At 50.3% G+C, this 17903-nt stretch carries 14 protein-coding genes; 12 read left to right on the top strand and 2 right to left on the bottom strand.

Annotated features, from left to right (window positions below; all coding sequences use genetic code 11):
• Positions 1-164: 164 nt before the first annotated feature.
• From ACFPPD_RS05335 to ACFPPD_RS05315, 5 genes are read left to right on the top strand one after another with little or no spacing between them, the layout of a single operon-like run.
• Entirely contained in the window at positions 165-1721 is a 1557-nt protein-coding gene (locus ACFPPD_RS05335; protein WP_209746523.1) for an FAD-dependent oxidoreductase, read from the top strand.
• A 26-nt stretch (positions 1722-1747) separates the two neighbouring features.
• The gene (locus tag ACFPPD_RS05330; RefSeq protein WP_209746521.1) at positions 1748-2083 is read left to right on the top strand and encodes a 4Fe-4S binding protein; all 336 of its coding nucleotides are present in this window, start codon (positions 1748-1750) and stop codon (positions 2081-2083) included.
• Positions 2084-2127: 44 nt separating this feature from the next.
• A complete protein-coding gene (locus tag ACFPPD_RS05325; protein ID WP_209746519.1) occupies positions 2128-3183 on the top strand; it encodes an ABC transporter substrate-binding protein in 1056 nt (351 codons plus the stop codon).
• 12 nt (positions 3184-3195) lie between these two features.
• Complete coding sequence (locus ACFPPD_RS05320) at positions 3196-4074, top strand: ABC transporter ATP-binding protein (protein ID WP_209746517.1); 879 nt, start codon at positions 3196-3198, stop codon at positions 4072-4074.
• Positions 4067-4906 (top strand): ABC transporter permease, encoded by an 840-nt coding sequence (locus ACFPPD_RS05315; RefSeq protein ID WP_209746514.1) that lies wholly within the window; start codon positions 4067-4069, stop codon positions 4904-4906. The genes ACFPPD_RS05320 and ACFPPD_RS05315 overlap by 8 nt, the downstream gene beginning before the upstream one ends.
• A gap of 245 nt (positions 4907-5151) precedes the next feature.
• Here the strand turns inward: ACFPPD_RS05315 and ACFPPD_RS05310 are convergent, their stop codons facing one another.
• Entirely contained in the window at positions 5152-5613 is a 462-nt protein-coding gene (locus ACFPPD_RS05310) for an Lrp/AsnC family transcriptional regulator (RefSeq protein ID WP_209746511.1), read from the bottom strand.
• 172 nt (positions 5614-5785) lie between these two features.
• On the opposite strand from ACFPPD_RS05310, the gene ACFPPD_RS05305 reads away from it, so the two are divergent.
• The 3 genes from ACFPPD_RS05305 (at position 5786) to ACFPPD_RS05295 (ending at position 9197) form a co-directional block, all read left to right on the top strand.
• Entirely contained in the window at positions 5786-6934 is a 1149-nt protein-coding gene (locus ACFPPD_RS05305; protein WP_209746509.1) for a serine hydrolase domain-containing protein, read from the top strand.
• 68 nt (positions 6935-7002) lie between these two features.
• Positions 7003-8220 (top strand): MFS transporter, encoded by a 1218-nt coding sequence (locus tag ACFPPD_RS05300; RefSeq protein ID WP_209746507.1) that lies wholly within the window; start codon positions 7003-7005, stop codon positions 8218-8220.
• 191 nt (positions 8221-8411) lie between these two features.
• The gene (locus ACFPPD_RS05295; protein WP_209746505.1) at positions 8412-9197 is read left to right on the top strand and encodes a GNAT family N-acetyltransferase; all 786 of its coding nucleotides are present in this window, start codon (positions 8412-8414) and stop codon (positions 9195-9197) included.
• Between the two features lie 106 nt (positions 9198-9303).
• Here ACFPPD_RS05295 and ACFPPD_RS05290 read toward each other — a convergent pair whose 3' ends face one another.
• The gene (locus tag ACFPPD_RS05290; protein WP_209746502.1) at positions 9304-11619 is read right to left on the bottom strand and encodes a glycoside hydrolase family 95 protein; all 2316 of its coding nucleotides are present in this window, start codon (positions 11617-11619) and stop codon (positions 9304-9306) included.
• Between the two features lie 266 nt (positions 11620-11885).
• On the opposite strand from ACFPPD_RS05290, the gene ACFPPD_RS05285 reads away from it, so the two are divergent.
• The 4 genes from ACFPPD_RS05285 to ACFPPD_RS05270 all read left to right on the top strand — a co-directional run bounded on the left by ACFPPD_RS05285 (position 11886) and on the right by ACFPPD_RS05270 (position 17901).
• The gene (locus ACFPPD_RS05285; protein WP_209746500.1) at positions 11886-12578 is read left to right on the top strand and encodes a response regulator transcription factor; all 693 of its coding nucleotides are present in this window, start codon (positions 11886-11888) and stop codon (positions 12576-12578) included.
• Positions 12575-13894 carry a sensor histidine kinase gene (locus ACFPPD_RS05280; RefSeq protein WP_209746498.1) on the top strand — a complete coding sequence of 440 codons (1320 nt, stop codon included), beginning with the start codon at positions 12575-12577 and terminating at the stop codon, positions 13892-13894. Before ACFPPD_RS05285 ends, ACFPPD_RS05280 begins: the two co-directional genes overlap by 4 nt.
• 93 nt (positions 13895-13987) lie before the next feature.
• Positions 13988-16249, top strand: coding sequence for an MMPL family transporter (locus ACFPPD_RS05275; protein WP_209746496.1), 2262 nt, complete (start codon positions 13988-13990; stop codon positions 16247-16249).
• A gap of 320 nt (positions 16250-16569) precedes the next feature.
• A complete protein-coding gene (locus ACFPPD_RS05270; RefSeq protein WP_209746494.1) occupies positions 16570-17901 on the top strand; it encodes a UDP-glucose dehydrogenase family protein in 1332 nt (443 codons plus the stop codon).
• Positions 17902-17903 lie beyond the last annotated feature (2 nt).

Raw genomic sequence — 17903 nt, 5'->3', positions numbered from 1 at the left:
AAACACCCCCAAATAAAGGAAATCAAAACCATTGGCGATCATTGGATGATCATTGCGGTTTATGATATTGATCTTATTCATTCCTTCATGTTACGTTGTTATAAATCATACTAATCCAATCAGAATAAATGGTCAACGAAAAGTGGAAGGACGGATATCATCTTATGGGAAATGAAGCGATCGTAATGGAGTCGGATGTGCTTGTCGTGGGCGGGGGGCCCGCGGGAACATGGGCTGCCTACACGGCGGCTTCATTGGGAGCGAAGGTCGTCCTGGCAGACAAAGGTTACTGCGGAAGCAGCGGGGCAACTGCCCCCTCGGGCACGACGCTGTGGGCGATCCATTCGGACCCGCAACAAAGAGAGGCGGCATTCGACAAAGGTCTAAGAAAGGGAAACGGCCTGGCGAGCAGAAGTTGGCTGGAAAAGCTCAATTTCTACAATGATGCCGGCACGAAAAAGTTGGTCGAGTTTGGTTATCCGTTCCCGACCGACGACAACGGGGTTCCCATTCGCAGAAGCTTGCAAGGGCCGGAGTATATGCGCCTGATGAGGAAGATGGTAGCCAAGTCGGGAGTGAAGATACTGGATCATAGTCCCGCATTAAAGCTGCTGACCGAAGGCGATAGAGTTAGCGGCGCGATCGGGGTGAATTCGAAGTCGGGGGAAGATTGGACCGTGCATGCCGGGGCCGTCATTATAGCTACAGGCGGGTGCGCGTTTCTAAGCAAGGCGCTGGGCTGCAACGTCCTTACGGGGGACGGCAATCTGATGGCTGCCGAAGCGGGCGCGGAGCTATCGGGAATGGAATTTTCGAATGAGTATGGACTAGGGGCCAGTTTCTCTTCCGTTACGAAGAACTACTTATTCCACTGGGCCAGATACTATCGGAAGGACGGTTCCGAGATCGAGAATGCGAATAAGAGAGTTTTGGCAGCCGAGTTAATGAATCAGCCTGTATTTGCTCGTCTTGAGAAAGGAGCCGATCAAATCAAATCGGCCATGCGACAGACGCAACCTAATTTTTTCGTACCGTTCGATAGACTGGGATTGGACCCTTTCGTGGATAAGTTCCCCATTACTTTGCGCCTGGAAGCGACGGTAAGAGGAACCGGCGGGATTAATCTCATCGATGAGACGTGCGCGACGTCCGTGCCCGGGCTCTATGCGGCAGGGGATGCGGCTACGAGGGAGTTGGTAACGGGCGGAACGACCGGTGGCGGCAGAATAAACGCATCATGGGCGATTAGCTCGGGCTGCATGTCTGGAGAAGCGGCCGCCCAATATGCATTATCGCATGGGACAGCGGGAAGGAAAACGACCGGAACGTTAAAGCGCGAACGTTACGCCTCCAATGGGACGGACAGAAGCTTCGATACGAACGAGATCATCGGCCTTGTGCAAAATGAGGTCATGCCCTATAACAAAAATCTGTTCAGGACGGGGAAGGGTCTCGTCCAATCTTTAAACCTGCTAGACGCGCTATGGAAACATACCGGAAATGGACTGGTTAAGCATCATGACGTGAAACACGTCATTCGAGCCAGAGAAACGGCCGCCATGATCGCGACCGCCCGATGGATGTATGCAAGCGCGTTGGAGCGGAAAGAGTCGCGGGGCATGCACGTCCGGGACGATTATCCCGATGAGAATCCTGGCATGCGATATCGATTATTGGCTAAAGGAGTAGATGAGATCCGGTTTAGACCGCAGTTTCACTAAAATGGAGAAAGTTGGGCAGCGTCCATATGATTCAGATTATTAGCAAAGAGCGTTGCGTGGGGTGTGATCTGTGCATCAAAGTGTGTCCGACGGACGTGTTCGATAAAGAGGGTGACTATCCGGTCATCGCCAGACAGTCCGATTGTCAGACTTGTTATATGTGCGAGCTATACTGTCCGGCGAACGCCATGTATGTCTCCCCTTTGCCGGAGGAGAATCAAGTCTTACAAGAGGATACGCTTATCGAGAGCGGATTGATCGGAAGTTATCGCGAAACGATCGGTTGGGGTAAGGGACGTAAGTCGGCCGCTTCGCTTGATCGATTTCATTTTCTAAACGAACTCAAAACGAACGACGCCTAATTCATGAACAAAGGTTACAAAAACAATACATGGAGGGTTATTCAATGAAAAACGCATTTCAAAAATCGGCAGTGCTCGCTTCTGTTCTCATCCTAGCTTCTTCTATCCTGCTAACGGCATGCGGGAAAAATGAACCGTCAGCCGCAGCCGCAAGCGCATCGAACGACGGTAAGCCAGAAGTGACGGAACTTCGTTATCAAGGCGGCGCCGGATCCGTTACTTTCCCCGAATTGGCAGAAGATTTGGGATACTTCGGGCCGTTGAAATTGAAGTATATCGGCAATACGATCAGCGGTCCTCAAGATATTCAAGCGACGGTTACGGGAGATCTCGATTTTGGCGCAGCATTTAACGGCGCGATCATCAAATTGATTGCCGCTCATGCGCCCATTAAAGCGGTCGTAGCAAAATCTGGCGTCGACGAGAATACATGGGGCGGATACTTTGTATTGGACGGTAGTCCAATCAAGAGCGCTCGCGATCTCATCGGCAAAAAAATAGCGGTCAATACGCTCGGCGGACACAGCGAGTTTATGATCAAGGAATATTTGCGCAGAGGGGGATTGACCGAGGATGAGATTGGCAAAGTGACGCTCGTCGTCATTCCGCCGGTGTCTTCGGAACAGGCGCTGCGTGCCGGGCAGGTTGACGTAGCTACTTTGAATGGCGTTTTGCGGGATAAAGCGCTAGAGCGCGGAGGCATTTATCCGTTGTTCAGGGATATCGATCTGTTCGGCAAATTCAGCGGCGACAGCTATGTCTTTACGGAGAAGTTCATCAAAGAAAACCCGAATACGGTGCGTATATTCGTTGAGGGAACCGCCAAAGCCATCGAATGGGAGCGTGTAACGCCCCGGGATGAAGTGATCGCCCGTTTCGAGAAAATCATTAACATTCGCGGAAGAAAAGAAGACGCCTCCGCCGTGAAGTATTGGAAAAGTACGGGAATCGCCGGCAAAGGCGGGTTAATTGCCGAGTCTGAATTCCAAACGTGGATCGATTGGCTGGTCAAAGACGGGACGTTAAAAGAAGGCGATTACCAAGCGAAGGACCTATATACCAATGAATTCAATCCGTATGTGAATGAAACAAGCAAATAAGGAGGGGGAGGAATGACCGCGAAAATCAGCATCCAGAATGTGCACAAATCGTTTCGGATTAACAGAAATTTAAATCACCTTAACGAAGCCTCGAAGCCGATGTCGGCATTGCAGGATATCAATCTGGACGTAAACCCCGGCGAGTTCATGGTGATCGTCGGGCCGAGCGGGTGCGGCAAATCGACGTTGCTTGATTTGTTGGCTGGTCTGACGAAGCCTGACAGCGGCCAGATTTTATTGGACGGCAAGCCGATTAAGGGGCCGAACCTCGACCGCGGTATCGTGTTCCAGCAATATGCGCTTTTTCCTTGGAAAACAACGCTCGCGAACGTGGAGTTCGGCCTGGAGGCCAAAGGCGTAGGCCGCAAAGAGCGAAGGCAGATTGCGAAGGAGTTCATCGAACTGGTCGGTTTAACCGGATTTGAGCACCGATATCCGCATGAACTATCCGGAGGCATGAGACAGCGCGTAGCGATTGCCAGAAGTCTGGCTTACGACCCCGAAGTGCTGCTGATGGATGAACCGTTTGCCGCGCTGGATGCACAGACGCGCGAGACGCTGCAGAGCGAGTTATTGCGTATTTGGGAAGCCACGAAAAAAACGATTATTTTCATTACGCATGGCATCGACGAAGCCGTTTATCTCGGGCAGCGTGTGGCCGTAATGACCTCTCGACCGGGACGAATCAAGCAGGTCGTAGAGATTCCTTTTGAATCGCGAAGTACGGAGGAAGATCTGCGGTCAGAGCCGGAATTCGCCAGACTGCGTCATGAAATCTGGGGTTTGCTGAAGGATGAAGTCAGCAGAGCGCAGAAGCAGGAAAAGAGCAAGAGCTTGGACGGGGTTCCAGTCGGAAGATCTTCCTTAAAAGGGGTGACGGTCGATGGCTAACGGAAGCTTAAGTGAAACCGCGCTTATTCTTCGCGAGAAAAAAAGCTTCGATCTCGCAGGCTGGACACTAGCGAAAGCTCGTAAGTTATTCAAAAATACGATCGTGATTATTGCCGCTCTTGCGCTTTGGGAAGTTGCCCCGCGATTAGGGCTCGTAGACAGGGTCTTTTTTCCCCCGTTCTCCGAAGTCGCGAAGGCCTGGTGGCAGTTGCTGCTTTCCGGCGACTTGGCGGAGCACACCATTGCCAGCGTAACGCGCTCCCTTAGCGGATTTTTCCTTGCTATCCTGATCGGCGTTCCGCTGGGGCTTGCGATCGGTTGGTGGAAGCCCGTGTCGGAGTATCTGAATCCGTTATTCGAGACCCTGCGGAATACGGCCGCGCTTGCCCTGCTTCCTGTCTTTATCCTGTTGCTGGGTCTTGGCGAGACGTCGAAGATTGTCATCGTGCTGTATGCAAGCACCTTCCCGCTATTGCTTAACACGATCAGCGGCGTAAGGAACGTAGATCCGCTCTTGATTAAATCCGCGCGTTCGATGGGGTTAACTTCATTCCGGCTATTTCGCAAAGTGATCTTGCCCGCATCGATTCCAACGATTTTTGTCGGCATTCGGCTGGCCGGGGCCAATTCGCTCGTCGTGCTGGTGGCCGCAGAGATGGTCGGCGCGAAATCCGGGCTCGGTTTCTTGATTCAGTACACTCAGTATAACTTTCTCATTGCGGATATGTTCGCCGGCATTATCTCTATCTCGGCGCTGGGACTAATTTTTAATTACTCGTTAGTTTACTTGGAGAGACGCTTGACGCGTTGGAAGCCGACCTCCGGCGAGTAGGGGCTATGGTTTGGCCAACTATGCTTAATTCCCTTATTATTCGCCTTTAGAGTGTTATGCTGAACCGTATCATAAGTGAGGAGAAAAATTACGCTTAAGCTACCTACTGGGCGCGGAATGTTGCCCGGGAGGGCTATCTTGTTTCCCCTTTGTGCAGACGGTGATCTGATAAGGCCAAGTTAAATAATCTTTGCTGCCAGGAATCCGGATTGTTGCCGGATTCCTTTTTGTGTTGGCAAGCGAGATTATTCTGACTCGGCAAGTACGCTTGTCGCTACAAGCGAAGGTATTAGTAATTTATGTTCGATTGGCGATGACATCACGATGAGGATCGTGTAAGTTCCATATTTATCGCATTGGTTTCCGAACTCTTCGAGAGAGCGTGTGGAGTCGGTCGTTACTTTCAATAAGTAGTTGTGTTCTCCGCTTATGCGGTAGCATTCGACAACATCAGGAGATGAACGGCAAAAATCAAGGAATGCATGACAATCCCTTGTACGAAACAGGATGTAGGCCGCTGCGTGTTTCCCGATTTTTTCAGGGGAAATCATAGTGCGGTACTCCTCGATGATTCCTTTTTCCTCCAAGCGTCTTACTCTCTCCGTTACTGCGGGTTGCGATAAACCGACACACTTGCCTAATTCCGTCATTGAAATTCTTGCCTGACTTTGAAGATAGTATAGGATTTGCTTATCAGTATGGTCCATCGAAATCGGCTCCTTTAAATTTAAGGATTTCCTTATCAACTAACTCGTTTTTCTTTGTTCTAGGATAGATATAACTTGAATGCTTGATGTAAATCACCCAACTTAATTATTATAATAAACTTACAATAGTAAAGTAATCAAGGCTTTAACTGTTGAGAAAGGATGAAGAAAATTGAGTAAGAATTTGGATAATAGCATAGATAAAGTCATCGAGCGTACTCTTGCCGATAATCGGCTGGCTGGCGCTATTGTTAAGGTGGCGGTAGACGGAGTGCTGGTTTATAACCGTGTTGCCGGTTTTTCTGACCGTGAGAGGAACAAGCCGATGCAAGAAAATGCCTTGTTTAGGCTTGCCTCCGTATCGAAGCCAATCGTATCAACGGCTGCCTTGGTACTCGTATCGCAAGGTCGGCTCCAACTGGACGACCGCATTGATCGATGGCTTCCATACTTTCAGCCGCGTTTGCCAAATGGCGAAATAGCGGAGCTCACGATTCGACATTTAATGACCCACACGGCGGGGCTAACTTACCGTTTCTTTCAGGAAGAGAATGGTCCCTATCACCGTGCAGGGGTATCGGATGGGATGGACCAGGCCGGTATTACATTAGAAGAGAACCTGTGCCGTATTGCCTCAGTTCCGCTCCTTTACACGCCAGGCACCCAATGGAAATATTCGATCGCGACAGATGTGCTCGGCGCCGTAATCGCCAAGGTTACTGAAATGCCGCTTCAAGAAGCCATTCATTCATTGGTACTAAAACCGATTGGCATGAATGACACGGGGTTTACTGCCGTTGACCCGGAGCGGCTGACTACAGCCTATGCGAATGATGTTCCAATGCCGAGGCCTATGCATGATCCCGACAGTCTGGCATTCTTGGAAGGCACGGCGGGCTTCAGGCTTGCCCCCGGCCGGGCCCTTGACGAATCGGCTTTTCCTTCCGGTGGAGCCGGCATGGTCGGGAGCGCCGGCGACTTTTTGCGGCTATTGGAAACATTGCGTAAGGGAGGATCGCCCCTGCTGCCGGAGAGTCTGGTTCGCGAGATGACGACCAACCAGATCGGCGATCTGCCGATGGCTTATTGGCCGGGCAGAGGATTCGGTCTGGGATTTACGCTGCTTAAGGATCCTGTCGCCGCAGGCACGCCGGAATCACCGGGCACCTGGCGTATGGGCGGCACCTATGGCCATTCGTGGTTCGTTGATCCTGAGCGGGAGCTCAGCGTTGTGGCGTTTACCAATACCGCGCTGGAAGGCATGTCGGGCCAGTTTACCGTTGATCTCTGCAAAGCTGTATATGACGGAATCAAGCCATAAGGTACGAGCATAAGAGCCTAGTACGGTATGATCCGGACCAGGCTCTTTTATACAAGGGAGTGGAGAGGTTGGTTCAATCCAGTTCTGGTAAAAAGACCATTAACCCTATATTTTTCATTGCACTGGGTTTATTTGGCGTATACACCATTGAATTTGGCGTTGTCGGGATACTGCCAGCAATAATTGAACGCTACAGCATCAGTACATCTCAGGCCGGGATGCTCGTTGGCGCGTTTGCGATTGTCATCGCGTTGTTTGGTCCCTTTATGGTATTGCTATTTTCCAAACTTAACCGCAAAAATGTGTTGATGACATGTTTGTTCATTTTTTCCGGGAGCAGTTTATTGTCAGCTTACGCTCCGAATTTTTATGTTTTGCTGGCGCTTCGCATGATACCGGCTTTGTTCCATCCCGTCTATTTTTCTTTGGCTTTTGTCACGGCTATTTCACTGTATGCTAAGGAAAAAGCGACGCAAGCTTCCGCCAAAGCATTTGTCGGGACCAGCATGGGCATGGTGCTTGGAATTCCGATAACAACCTATATCCAGCATCAATTCTCATTCGAGGCCGCTTTTCTATTCTGTACCCTTGTCAACATCGCTGCTGGTATCGGGATCGCCATCATGCTTCCGAAAACGCCGAAAGCGGAGAAAGTAACTTATGGGAAGCAGCTCGGTATATTGCGTAAAATCCCCATTTGGATCAATATTGGCGCTGCAACTTTTATATTTGCGGCAATGTTTTCAGTCTATAGTTATTCTGCCGAATATTTGAAACAAGTGATGGGTATGAGCGGAGAGACCGTCAGTATCATGCTTGTCGTATTCGGTGTCGGGGGGGTGGCTGGCAACTTGCTCGCGGGGAGACTGATTGGAATCAATATGGCGAGAACGACTGTGTTCCAACCGATCGTATTAGCGCTCTCTTACTTTTTGCTTTACTTAGGAGAAACGTCGTCTATAGTACCTATTATTTTGATCATGGTCTTGTGGGGATCGGTTCATACCAGCGGACTCATTATAACGCAGATATGGTTAACATCCGAGGCTCCGGAAGCACCTGAATTTGCTACTGGACTGTATATTTCTTTCATCAATCTTGGCGTGTTCATCGGTTCGGCAGCAGGCGGGATGTTTATTGATTTTTTAGGCGTGAAAGGGACCATATGGAGCGGCTTGCTGTTTATTGTGTTGGCCCTTGCTTGTATTGTAATAAAAATATTTTTCTTTAACTCAAAAGGTATAAAGGAAAAAGGGGTATCCAAACGAGAACGGCGGGAGGGTTAAAGCCCCAGCCGCCTTGGCGGTGGGTGCTAGAAGCAGAAACACTCCTGCGCTTAGCGCGCGATTGTACAAAGATGGGACTCCGAAGCGGGTCTCATCTTTTTTATGCGCCCAGCAGCAATTTTTGATCGCGAAGTGGATATGCTAAAATCTGGACATGAATGAAATTCAACTCTTGCAAGGAGGTTGAAGGGATGATAGTAAAAGAATGCACGATCGCTGAGATACAACATCTAGTCGAGGAATATCTTCAAGGGTTATCTTCGCCTTTCGATTCCTTTTTAGAGGATCATATTCTTTCGTCGACTTTTTACTTGATTCAAAACGATTCGTTAGATGTCGGCTATTTTGCGATACATAACAACGAACTGCTTACTCAGTTTTATATCCGCCGCTCCTATCAAATGCACGCTCAGAAATTGTTCCTTCAGGCGCTTGAACGTCATACGGTCAATTTTCTTTTCGTTCCGACCTGCGATGAATTATTAATTAGCTTAGCCATGGATCAAGACTTTGCAATAAAAAAACAAGCTTACTTTTTTCAGGATAGCCAAGCGAACGCTTCGACGACGGGGTTAAGGGATGGCGAAATATTTCACCTTGCGACGACAGACGATCTTCAAGAGATACGACAAGTATGCGAGGACTTTCTCGACGACTATGATCGGTGGATTGCAAGAAGGGAGTTATTCGTCTATTACAGAGACAAGGTCTTGCTTGGGATTGGAGTGGTCGGAAAGTCCAAAATGTTCGATGGGCTAGCCAGTATAGGAATGTTCACTAATAACGCTTATAGAAATCAAGGGGTAGGGAAAACCGTAATCGTACAGTTACGAGAATGGTGCCATCGTCACGGCATCATACCTATAAGCGGCTGCTGGTACTATAACGAAGCCTCTAAGAGAACGTTGGAAAGCGGAGGCATGGTTACGAAAACAAGGCTTCTGAATATCGAGGTCACCATGCGAAAAACAGAATAATACCTTGCCAGCTAACGAGAAGAAGACGATGTTCACGCCAACCGATGGGCTGCTCGCAAAAAATCCGAGCATGATCCGCTCGGATTGATTTCTTAGTTGTCCGTTATTATACCTTCCAATGATTTGCCTCAACGCGAATGGGCAAACCTGGTTCAGAAAACGCCAGTTCAATCGTTTTCCCTTGATAGGATACTGCGCAGCTTCCCTGACGAACAGCGCGGATCGTTCCGCTTAGCAGTCGTCCGTCTCTCCATTCGATATCGACCTCGAATCCCCCCCGCGCCTTCAAACCGCGAACTCGCCCGTGGGGCCACGCGCCTGGCAGCGCCGGAAGCAGATGAATCTCTCCCGAGTGGCTTTGCAGCAGCATTTCCGCGATGCCTGCCGTCCCGCCGAAATTCCCGTCGATCTGAAAAGGAGGATGGTCGCAGAACAAGTTCGGCAGCGTCGATGAGCGAAGCAACTCCATCAAGTTGTCATGGGCGAGTTCCGCCTCCTCCAACCTCGCCCACATGTTCAGTATCCACGCCCGGCTCCAACCGGTGTGTCCGCCTCCATGCTTCAGCCTTCGCTCCAGCGTCGTTCTGGCTGCGACGGCGAGTTCCGGCGTCGTCTTCATCGCGATCTGGGTGCCGGGGTGCAGCGCGAACAAATGCGAGATATGCCGGTGGCCCGGTTCCAGCTCCTCGTAGTCGATGCTCCATTCCTGGATCTGGCCATATTTTCCGATGGCGGGTTGCGGAACCCGCTCCAGCGCTTTGCGTAGCGTCTCTGCGAATTCGAGATCCTCCTGCAGGATTTCACTGCTCTTGATGCAATGACCGAAGAGTTCCCGAATGATCTGGCTGTCCATGGAAGGACCATAACACAGAGCTCCCGACTCCCCGTTCGGAAGGACGTACCGGTTCTCGGGCGACGAGGAAGGGCAGGTCACCAGTTGATCTTGCGGATCTTCTACCAAGAAATCGAGAAGGAAGAGAGCCGCATCTTTCATCGTTCCGTACGCTTGCCGGAGAAACTCGACGTCTCTTCCATACTCGTAGTGATCCCACAGATGCAAGCATAGCCAGGCGGCCCCCATTGTCCAGAAGGTAGATGTGATGCAAACATCCTGAGGAGCCGTATCCGCCCAAATATCGGAATTGTGATGGGCCACGAACCCCCGGCAGCCGTACATGACCTCGGCCGTTTCCCTTCCCCGAACGCGAAGTCTCTCGATAAAATCGAACAGCGGACCGTGGCATTCGGACAGATTGCAGCTTTCCGCAGGCCAATAGTTCATCTGCGTATTGATGTTGATCGTATATTTGCTATCCCAGATCGGCAGCATATCCTTGTTCCAGATCCCTTGAAGGTTTGCCGGCAATGATCCTGGGCGGCTGGAGGAGATAAGCAAATACCGGCCGAACTGGAAATACAGACCGACAAGATCAGGGTCTTCAGATCCGGCCCGGATTCTCTCTAGGCGCAGATCCGTCGGAAGCTCCGATAAAGAATGGACGGCATCGTTGCCTTGCAAAGACAACTCCACTCGGCCGATCAAGGAGCGGTAGTCGCTGATGTGATCCGCCCGCAACTGCTCGTAAGATTTGGCCGCGGCGCGATCCAACCTTCGGACGCACTCGGCTTCCATATCCTCCTTCGATACCCGGAAATCCGTGCAAGCCGCGACCAGGATGGTCGCGGCATCCGCTTGTTCCACGCGTAGCTGCCGTCCGGTATCTACAAGCCGGCCACCCTCGACCACCATCCGAATGGCGCAACAGAAGCGAATCCCTCCCTCGCCGCCGCTTCGGCCGCGAATGATCATGTCCCCCTGCGCATTCGTCCCGATCCGGTCCAGGTATGCATGAAATCCGACCGGGTGCTTCAGGATATCCGACCACGGGGTCGGCTCCAATACCGATCCCCTGCCGAATAACATCGAGAAGGATAGGCTGCCCTGCAGGCTCGATGTCAGACGAACCGCCATGACTTGGTCAGGGTAGCTAGAGAAGAACTCACGAAGGTATGTAGCCCGATCGGCGGAATAGGTGACGCGAACGATGCCTTGCTCGAGATCCAATTCTCTCCGGTAAGCTTCGACGTTCGCATCGGACAAGCCGCTATCCAAGTATAAATCGCCCACAGGCTCATAATGTCGCTGTCCGTCCGGCACGCCGATTAGAACTCTCGCCGCCAGGCCCTCCGCCTCTCGGATCCGGCCCGCGAAAACAAGCTCCCGAATTTCATTCAAATGTTCAAGCGCGTCGGGATTGTTCCGGTCCATCGGCCCGCCATACCATAGACTGTCTTCGTTGAGTTGGATCCGCTCTATGTCGACTTTCCCGAATACCATGCCGCCCAGCGTTCCGTTGCCGATCGGAATCGCTTCTTCCCAGCGATCAGCTGGCCTGTCAAACCATATTTTCGATTTGTTCAATGCGTAACCCCCTGCCGCAAATCGTTTGATTGATTATCTCTATTGTAGTGCCCAAAATATAAGGGAATAATCGCGTATATCTGCATCTTTATACCTGATTTTGATATTACCGTTCATAGATCCATTCAAAATGAAAATCCGCTCTACGTCGACTTTCCCGAAAGCCATGCCGCCCGACAGTCAAGTGCTGTTTATATGCAGTTTACATTCAAAGGATATCTTGTTTCAATGAATGCATAATAGAAAAGGCGAACGGAGGAATACGCATGTCCAGGCTCATGATCGTCGATGACGATGCTTTTATTCGAGAATTGATCGCTGTTCATTTACGAAGAGAAGGTTTTCATATACTTGAAGCTGAAAATGGCCAGCAGGCTTTGCGGATTTTCGAAGAACAAACGATCGATTTGGTGATACTGGACATCATGATGCCCGAGATGGGCGGATACGAGTTATGCCGTCGTTTGCGCGCGGACCGCGATATCCCCATCTTGATGGTGACGGCCAAAAGCGAGTCTGCGGATAAAATGAAAGGATTTCAATTGGGGACCGACGATTATTTGGTCAAGCCGTTTGATCCGATGGAGATGGTGATGCGCGTTAAAGCGCTCTTAAAGCGGTACCGGATCTCCGCGTCGCAGTCGATCCAGATCGGAAACGTTCAACTGGATCGGAACAGGCTTGAGGTGAAAGTACGAGGCGCAGCCGATGAGGAACGGATTTCACTGCCTTTGAAAGAATTTGAACTCCTGTTCAAGCTGGCAAGCTATCCCGGACAAATCTTCACTCGGGAGCAGTTGATCGAACAAATATGGGGAGTCGATTATCAAGGCGTGGACCGTACGGTCGACGTTCATATCAATAGACTGCGCGAGCGATTCACGGAAATAACGAACGATTTCCGGATTGTTACGATCCGCGGTTTAGGTTATCGGCTGGAGGTTGGCGACGGAAGATGAAAACGATCTATTTCCGGGTTGTCATTACTTTTCTAGGGATTATCATGATCAGCATCATTTTTACTTATATTGTGTTAAGGCTGCTATTCACCAACTATTTTATCTTCAAAATTCAAGCGGATTCATTAAACGCGAGCAGGCAGATCGTTAACTATTTGACTCAGAATCAAATCCAGGATATCCATGGTTACATCGAAAGCGTGGCTGCCGTATCGAAATACAAGCTGAGTTTGTATCATGGCGATCTGACGAGCCTGAATCCGATCCCCTCCATTCAGCAAGACGATGTAAACAAAGTACTGCATGGAAGCATTTATAAACACGCCGATGTTGTCGGACTTCCATTAAAGATTCATGGAGAGACTTACGCGCTTTTCACGGAATTCAACATGGACAATTACCTTCAACGATACGATCAAGTCGCTTTGACGGCTTTTGTCGTCTGTTTGATCATAGGGAGCTTGCTTATCGTTGTCGCATCGCGCTATCTGGTCAGACCGATTAAGATGTTGACGAAGGCTACGAAAAAAATCGCGGCAGGCGATTACCGTGCTCAAGTTCAGGTCAAACAAAAAGACGAGCTCGGCATCCTTGCGGGCAGCTTCAATCGGATGGTGAGGGAACTGAGGCAAATCGAACAGATGAGGCAAGAGTTCGTATCGAACGTGTCCCATGAAATCCAGTCTCCGATCACTTCCATCCGCGGATTTTCAACCACTTTGCTGCAAGAGGATATCCCCGCTGACGACCGCAAACGGTATTTGTCGATCATTGCCGCCGAGAGCGAGCGCTTGTCCCGTTTAAGCGAAGATTTATTGAAGCTGGCTTCGCTGGAGTCGGAGCATCATCCTTTCACGCCTGAGTCTTTCCGTCTTGACGAACAGCTTAGACGCACGGTGATCGCGGCAGAGCCGTTATGGTCTCAGAAAAATCTGGACATTGATTTAGAACTTCAGGAAGTATTCGTGAATGCGGATGAGGATCAACTTGCGCAAGTATGGACGAATTTGTTAACGAATGCGATCAAATTTACCCCTCCAGGCGGGCGCATCTCCATCGAACTGACGAAGCGGGATAAGGAGTCGACCGTTCGAATGACCGATAATGGCATTGGCATTGCCGAAGAGGATGTCCATCGTATTTTCCGCAGGTTCTATAAATCCGATAAAGCAAGGAATCGTTCTCAAGGGGGAAGCGGTCTCGGACTTGCGATCGTACAGAAAATCGTGTCTTTGCACCAAGGCCGGATCGATGTGCACAGCCAATTCAACCATGGCACGATGATAACCGTTACTTTACCCGACCACGAGCGCTGATGCGTATCGTGGTTTTTTGTTCTTGTTTATATTCAGTTTATAAAAGGGGGCTAGGATGTGCTTATTCGATAAACAAAGGAGAGAAACATTACTGTGTCAACATTTCTGTACAAAGTGGGCAAATCGGCCTATAACAAACCCTGGTATTTCATTGTTAGTTGGATCGCCATCCTTGGAATTGTCCTGGCCCTATTTGGTGCGAACGGTATGCATGTAAGTTCCGAGATGAAGATCAAGGGCACGGAAGCACAAAAAGTATTAGACCAATTGGTGCAAGAGCTCCCGCAGGCCACGGGCGGAGAAGCCCGCGTCGTGTTCACGGCACCTAAAGGCGAACGGCTGGATACGCCGGAACGTTCGGCGTTAATCAATAAGGCCATTCATGACGTATACAACCTGGACTACGTGGTGAATCCTGCCGAATTGGCCGGGGAAACCGGCGCATCGGAAACGGCGGCAGCGGCCGAAACGCTTATGCCCGACGTAACGCTCTCCTCCGACGGGAACGTGGGGCTCTATCAAATTCACTTCACTGTTCAGGATGAATCGATACCCAAATCGATCAAGGACTCCGTGGTGAATGCTGTCACGTCAGCCCAGCAGAATGATTCCGGCATTACGGCTTTGCCTGGCGATACGCTTATATCCGAAAGTTCAACCACTCTTACGGAAGCCATCGGACTTGTTGTCGCCGCCATCGTCCTATTAGTGACGCTCGGCTCGGTTGTTGCCGCCGGCCTGCCTCTCTTGACAGCAATCCTCGGGGTCGGCATTAGCTTGCTTGGCGCTTTCGCATTCTCGAAATTCATTCCTATGAACGGCTCCACCCCCGCCTTGGCACTCATGGTCGGTCTGGCTGTCGGAATCGATTACTCCTTATTCATCGTGAATCGTCAGCGCCGAATGATTCTTGAGCAAGGACTTAGCGCTCGCGAAGCTGCGAGCAGAGCGGTTGGCACAGCCGGCAGCGCCGTATTTTTCGCAGGCTTAACGGTCATTTGCGCTTTGTGCGGCTTGCTCGTGATTGGAATCGAGTTCTTATCCACGATGGCTCTTGTCGCCGCAGCGAGCGTCTTGGTCAACGTACTTATTGCCCTAACTCTGCTGCCGGCACTGCTTGGCTTAGTAGGCGAACGCATTTGCTCTAAGAAAGCACGGATGAAAAACAGTAACCATGCGAACAAAGCCCGCCATGGGGTTGCGAATCGTTGGGTTAAGGGGACGGTAAAGTACCGTTGGCTTATCATAATCGGTACGATCGCGGTACTAGGCGCAACGGCGATTCCGGTTGTCAAAATGAATCTGGGGATGCCCTCTAGCGCCACGGCCAACTTGGATACGGAGGCCAGGCAGAGCTACGACGCCATCTCAAGCGGTTTCGGCGAAGGGTTCAACGGTCCGCTGCTCCTTGTTGCCGAGCCCAAAGATTCCTCGAACAAAGTCACTTCTGAAATGTTGAACAATCTAGTCGTTGATCTCCAGAAGCACGAGAATGTTTCGCTGGCGACGCCAGTACTCATTAATAAAACGGAGGACTTGGCGATAATAAGCCTCATTCCCAAAACGGGGCCTACGGACAAAGAGACCAAAAACCTCGTACAGGATCTGCGCGATTCCGATTCGAGCATGGCGAAGACTTACGATATGACGATCGGCGTAACCGGGTTTACGGCAATCAACATCGATATGTCGTCTAAGCTGGCGCAGGTGTTTCCTCTCTACGTCGGGATCATCGTCATCCTCTCGCTAATCATCCTGCTTCTGGTGTTTCGGTCGATTATGGTCCCGATTAAAGCCACCATCGGTTTCCTTCTCAGCATCCTTGCCACGTTCGGTATCTCTACGGCGGTGTTCCAATGGGGATGGCTGCATTCTCTCTTAGGCTTTGATACCGGCGGTCCGATGCTCAGCTTTATGCCCATCATGGTCACCGGTATTCTTTACGGACTTGCTATGGATTATCAGGTCTTCCTTGTCAGTTCCATGCGCGAGGCCTATGTTCATGGGCATCGGGGAAGGGATAGCGTCGTTCACGGGTACGGGCAGTCCAGCCGCGTTGTCGTAGCGGCAGCCGTGATTATGGTGTCCGTCTTCGCCGGCTTCGCTCTAAGCCCGGATATCAATATCAAACAGATCGGTTTCACGCTAGCCATAGGCATTCTTATCGACGCTTTTATCATCCGTATGGCGCTCGTCCCTGCCGTCATGGCGGTCTTCGGCGATAAAGCTTGGCACCTGCCGAAATGGTTAGATCGCATCCTGCCGAACCTGGATGTCGAGGGCGACAAGCTATTATCCGAACTGAAAGCCAAGGAAAACGGCGACGATATGCAAAAAGCGCTTCAGGTATCCTGAGTTAAAGCCGCGAAGAAAAATAACGCCAGAGAAATACCTGCGCTCAACACGGGTATTCTCTGGCCCTTTTAATGGAATAAATGGACCATCCAATCGCCATCATGATTAGCGGCGATGTTGTTGACACTGCCTCCCGTGTTGTAGATTATTTTCCGCATAAACGACAAATTCTGTTAATCTGCAAACTAATAAACATTTATAATAAAGCTGTTGTTTGTGAAATGTAAGAAAGATGAATATAATATTTTACATTGAGTATACTATACGACATAGTGTTTATTATAGAATTTCCGGATAAATCCGAGTAGGAGCAATCTTCTATGAAAATCAGCGTAATTGGAACGGGTTATGTTGGATTGATTCAAGGAACGGTGCTCGCAGACTTCGGACACGAGGTCCTCTGTATGGATACGGACAACGACAAGATCAAAGATTTGCAAGCCGGAAGCATCCCCTTTTACGAGCCTGGGGTTCAATCGCTGCTGCATAAAAACATATCCGCGAACAAAATATCGTTTACATCCGACATCAAACAAGCCACGGAGCATGGGGATATCCTTTTCATTGCGGTTGGAACGCCATCGGAAGAGGACGGAAGCGCGGATGTGCAACAAGTGCTGAAAGCGGCAAGCGAAATCGGAAGCTTGATGAACGGAAATAAAGTCATCGTGATCAAGTCGACGGTTCCGATAGGGACAGGAAGACGAGTTGCCGATCTGATCAGATCGAAGCTTACGGAAAGACGGGTCGAATTCCATATCGATTTCGTATCGAATCCGGAATTTCTACGAGAAGGAAACGCGCTCCAAGATATGCTCCGGCCAACCCGAGTCATTATTGGAACGGACAATCGCGATATTGTCCCTCTAATGAACAAGTTATATTCTTTTTATGAATCTTCCGAAGTTCCATTCGTTATTACCGATATCGAAACCGCGGAGATGATCAAATACGCTTCCAATGCTTTTCTGGCGGTTAAAATTTCCTTCATTAACGAAATCGCTCTGATAGCCGAAAAGGCCGGGGCGAACGTATTGGAAATCGCGGCGGCCATGGGGATGGACGAGAGGATTTCTCCGCATTTTTTGCAGGCGGGACCGGGTTACGGAGGAAGCTGTTTCCCGAAAGATACGAAGGCTTTTGCCTATACGGCCAGAAGTATGGGAGAGATGACCTACGTGATCCAGGCCGCCATCGATGCGAACGAGAAACAGAAACTCAGAATGGTAGACAAGATTACCGCTGCATTATCGTCCGACGGCAATCTTCACGGCAAAACAATTGCGGTGCTGGGGCTTTCTTTCAAGCCTGAAACCGACGACATCAGAGAGGCTCCAAGCATCGATATTATTTCCAACCTCATTCGCAAAGGCGCCATCATTCGGGCATACTGCCCGGGGGCAATGACGCAGGCCCAAAGAAGATTAAAAGAAGTAACGTCCAGCGTGACGTACGCGAAAGACGAAATCGATTGCGCTGCCGGTGCGGATGCTCTCGTCATCATGACCGAATGGAAGCAGTTCTTGCACATGGATCTGGAACAAATCCGGTACCGCATGAGCGGCAACGTTTTGCTCGATCTGCGTAATATACTCGTTCGCCGTCCGGAAGTCCGCAGGTTGTTCGACTATCGGCCGATCGGTCTGAAATGAGG

This window comes from Cohnella suwonensis (genome assembly GCF_042655365.1).
In the GTDB taxonomy this organism is placed as follows: Bacteria; Bacillota; Bacilli; order Paenibacillales; family Paenibacillaceae; genus Cohnella; species Cohnella suwonensis.
The sequence above is the reverse complement of the archived record's forward strand: the minus strand, read 5'-3'. Positions and strand labels throughout refer to the sequence as shown.

Excerpts from the sequence above, each read along its gene's own strand:
- ACFPPD_RS05280 (WP_209746498.1), top strand. The coding sequence starts at position 12,575 with ATGAAAACGATCTATTTCCGGGTTGTCATTACTTTTCTAGGGATTATC.
- ACFPPD_RS05330 (WP_209746521.1), top strand. The coding sequence starts at position 1,748 with ATGATTCAGATTATTAGCAAAGAGCGTTGCGTGGGGTGTGATCTGTGC.
- ACFPPD_RS05325 (WP_209746519.1), top strand. The coding sequence starts at position 2,128 with ATGAAAAACGCATTTCAAAAATCGGCAGTGCTCGCTTCTGTTCTCATC.
- ACFPPD_RS05335 (WP_209746523.1), top strand. The coding sequence starts at position 165 with ATGGGAAATGAAGCGATCGTAATGGAGTCGGATGTGCTTGTCGTGGGC.
- ACFPPD_RS05310 (WP_209746511.1), bottom strand. The coding sequence starts at position 5,613 with ATGGACCATACTGATAAGCAAATCCTATACTATCTTCAAAGTCAGGCA.
- ACFPPD_RS05320 (WP_209746517.1), top strand. The coding sequence starts at position 3,196 with ATGACCGCGAAAATCAGCATCCAGAATGTGCACAAATCGTTTCGGATT.
- ACFPPD_RS05295 (WP_209746505.1), top strand. The coding sequence starts at position 8,412 with ATGATAGTAAAAGAATGCACGATCGCTGAGATACAACATCTAGTCGAG.
- ACFPPD_RS05315 (WP_209746514.1), top strand. The coding sequence starts at position 4,067 with ATGGCTAACGGAAGCTTAAGTGAAACCGCGCTTATTCTTCGCGAGAAA.
- ACFPPD_RS05270 (WP_209746494.1), top strand. The coding sequence starts at position 16,570 with ATGAAAATCAGCGTAATTGGAACGGGTTATGTTGGATTGATTCAAGGA.
- ACFPPD_RS05285 (WP_209746500.1), top strand. The coding sequence starts at position 11,886 with ATGTCCAGGCTCATGATCGTCGATGACGATGCTTTTATTCGAGAATTG.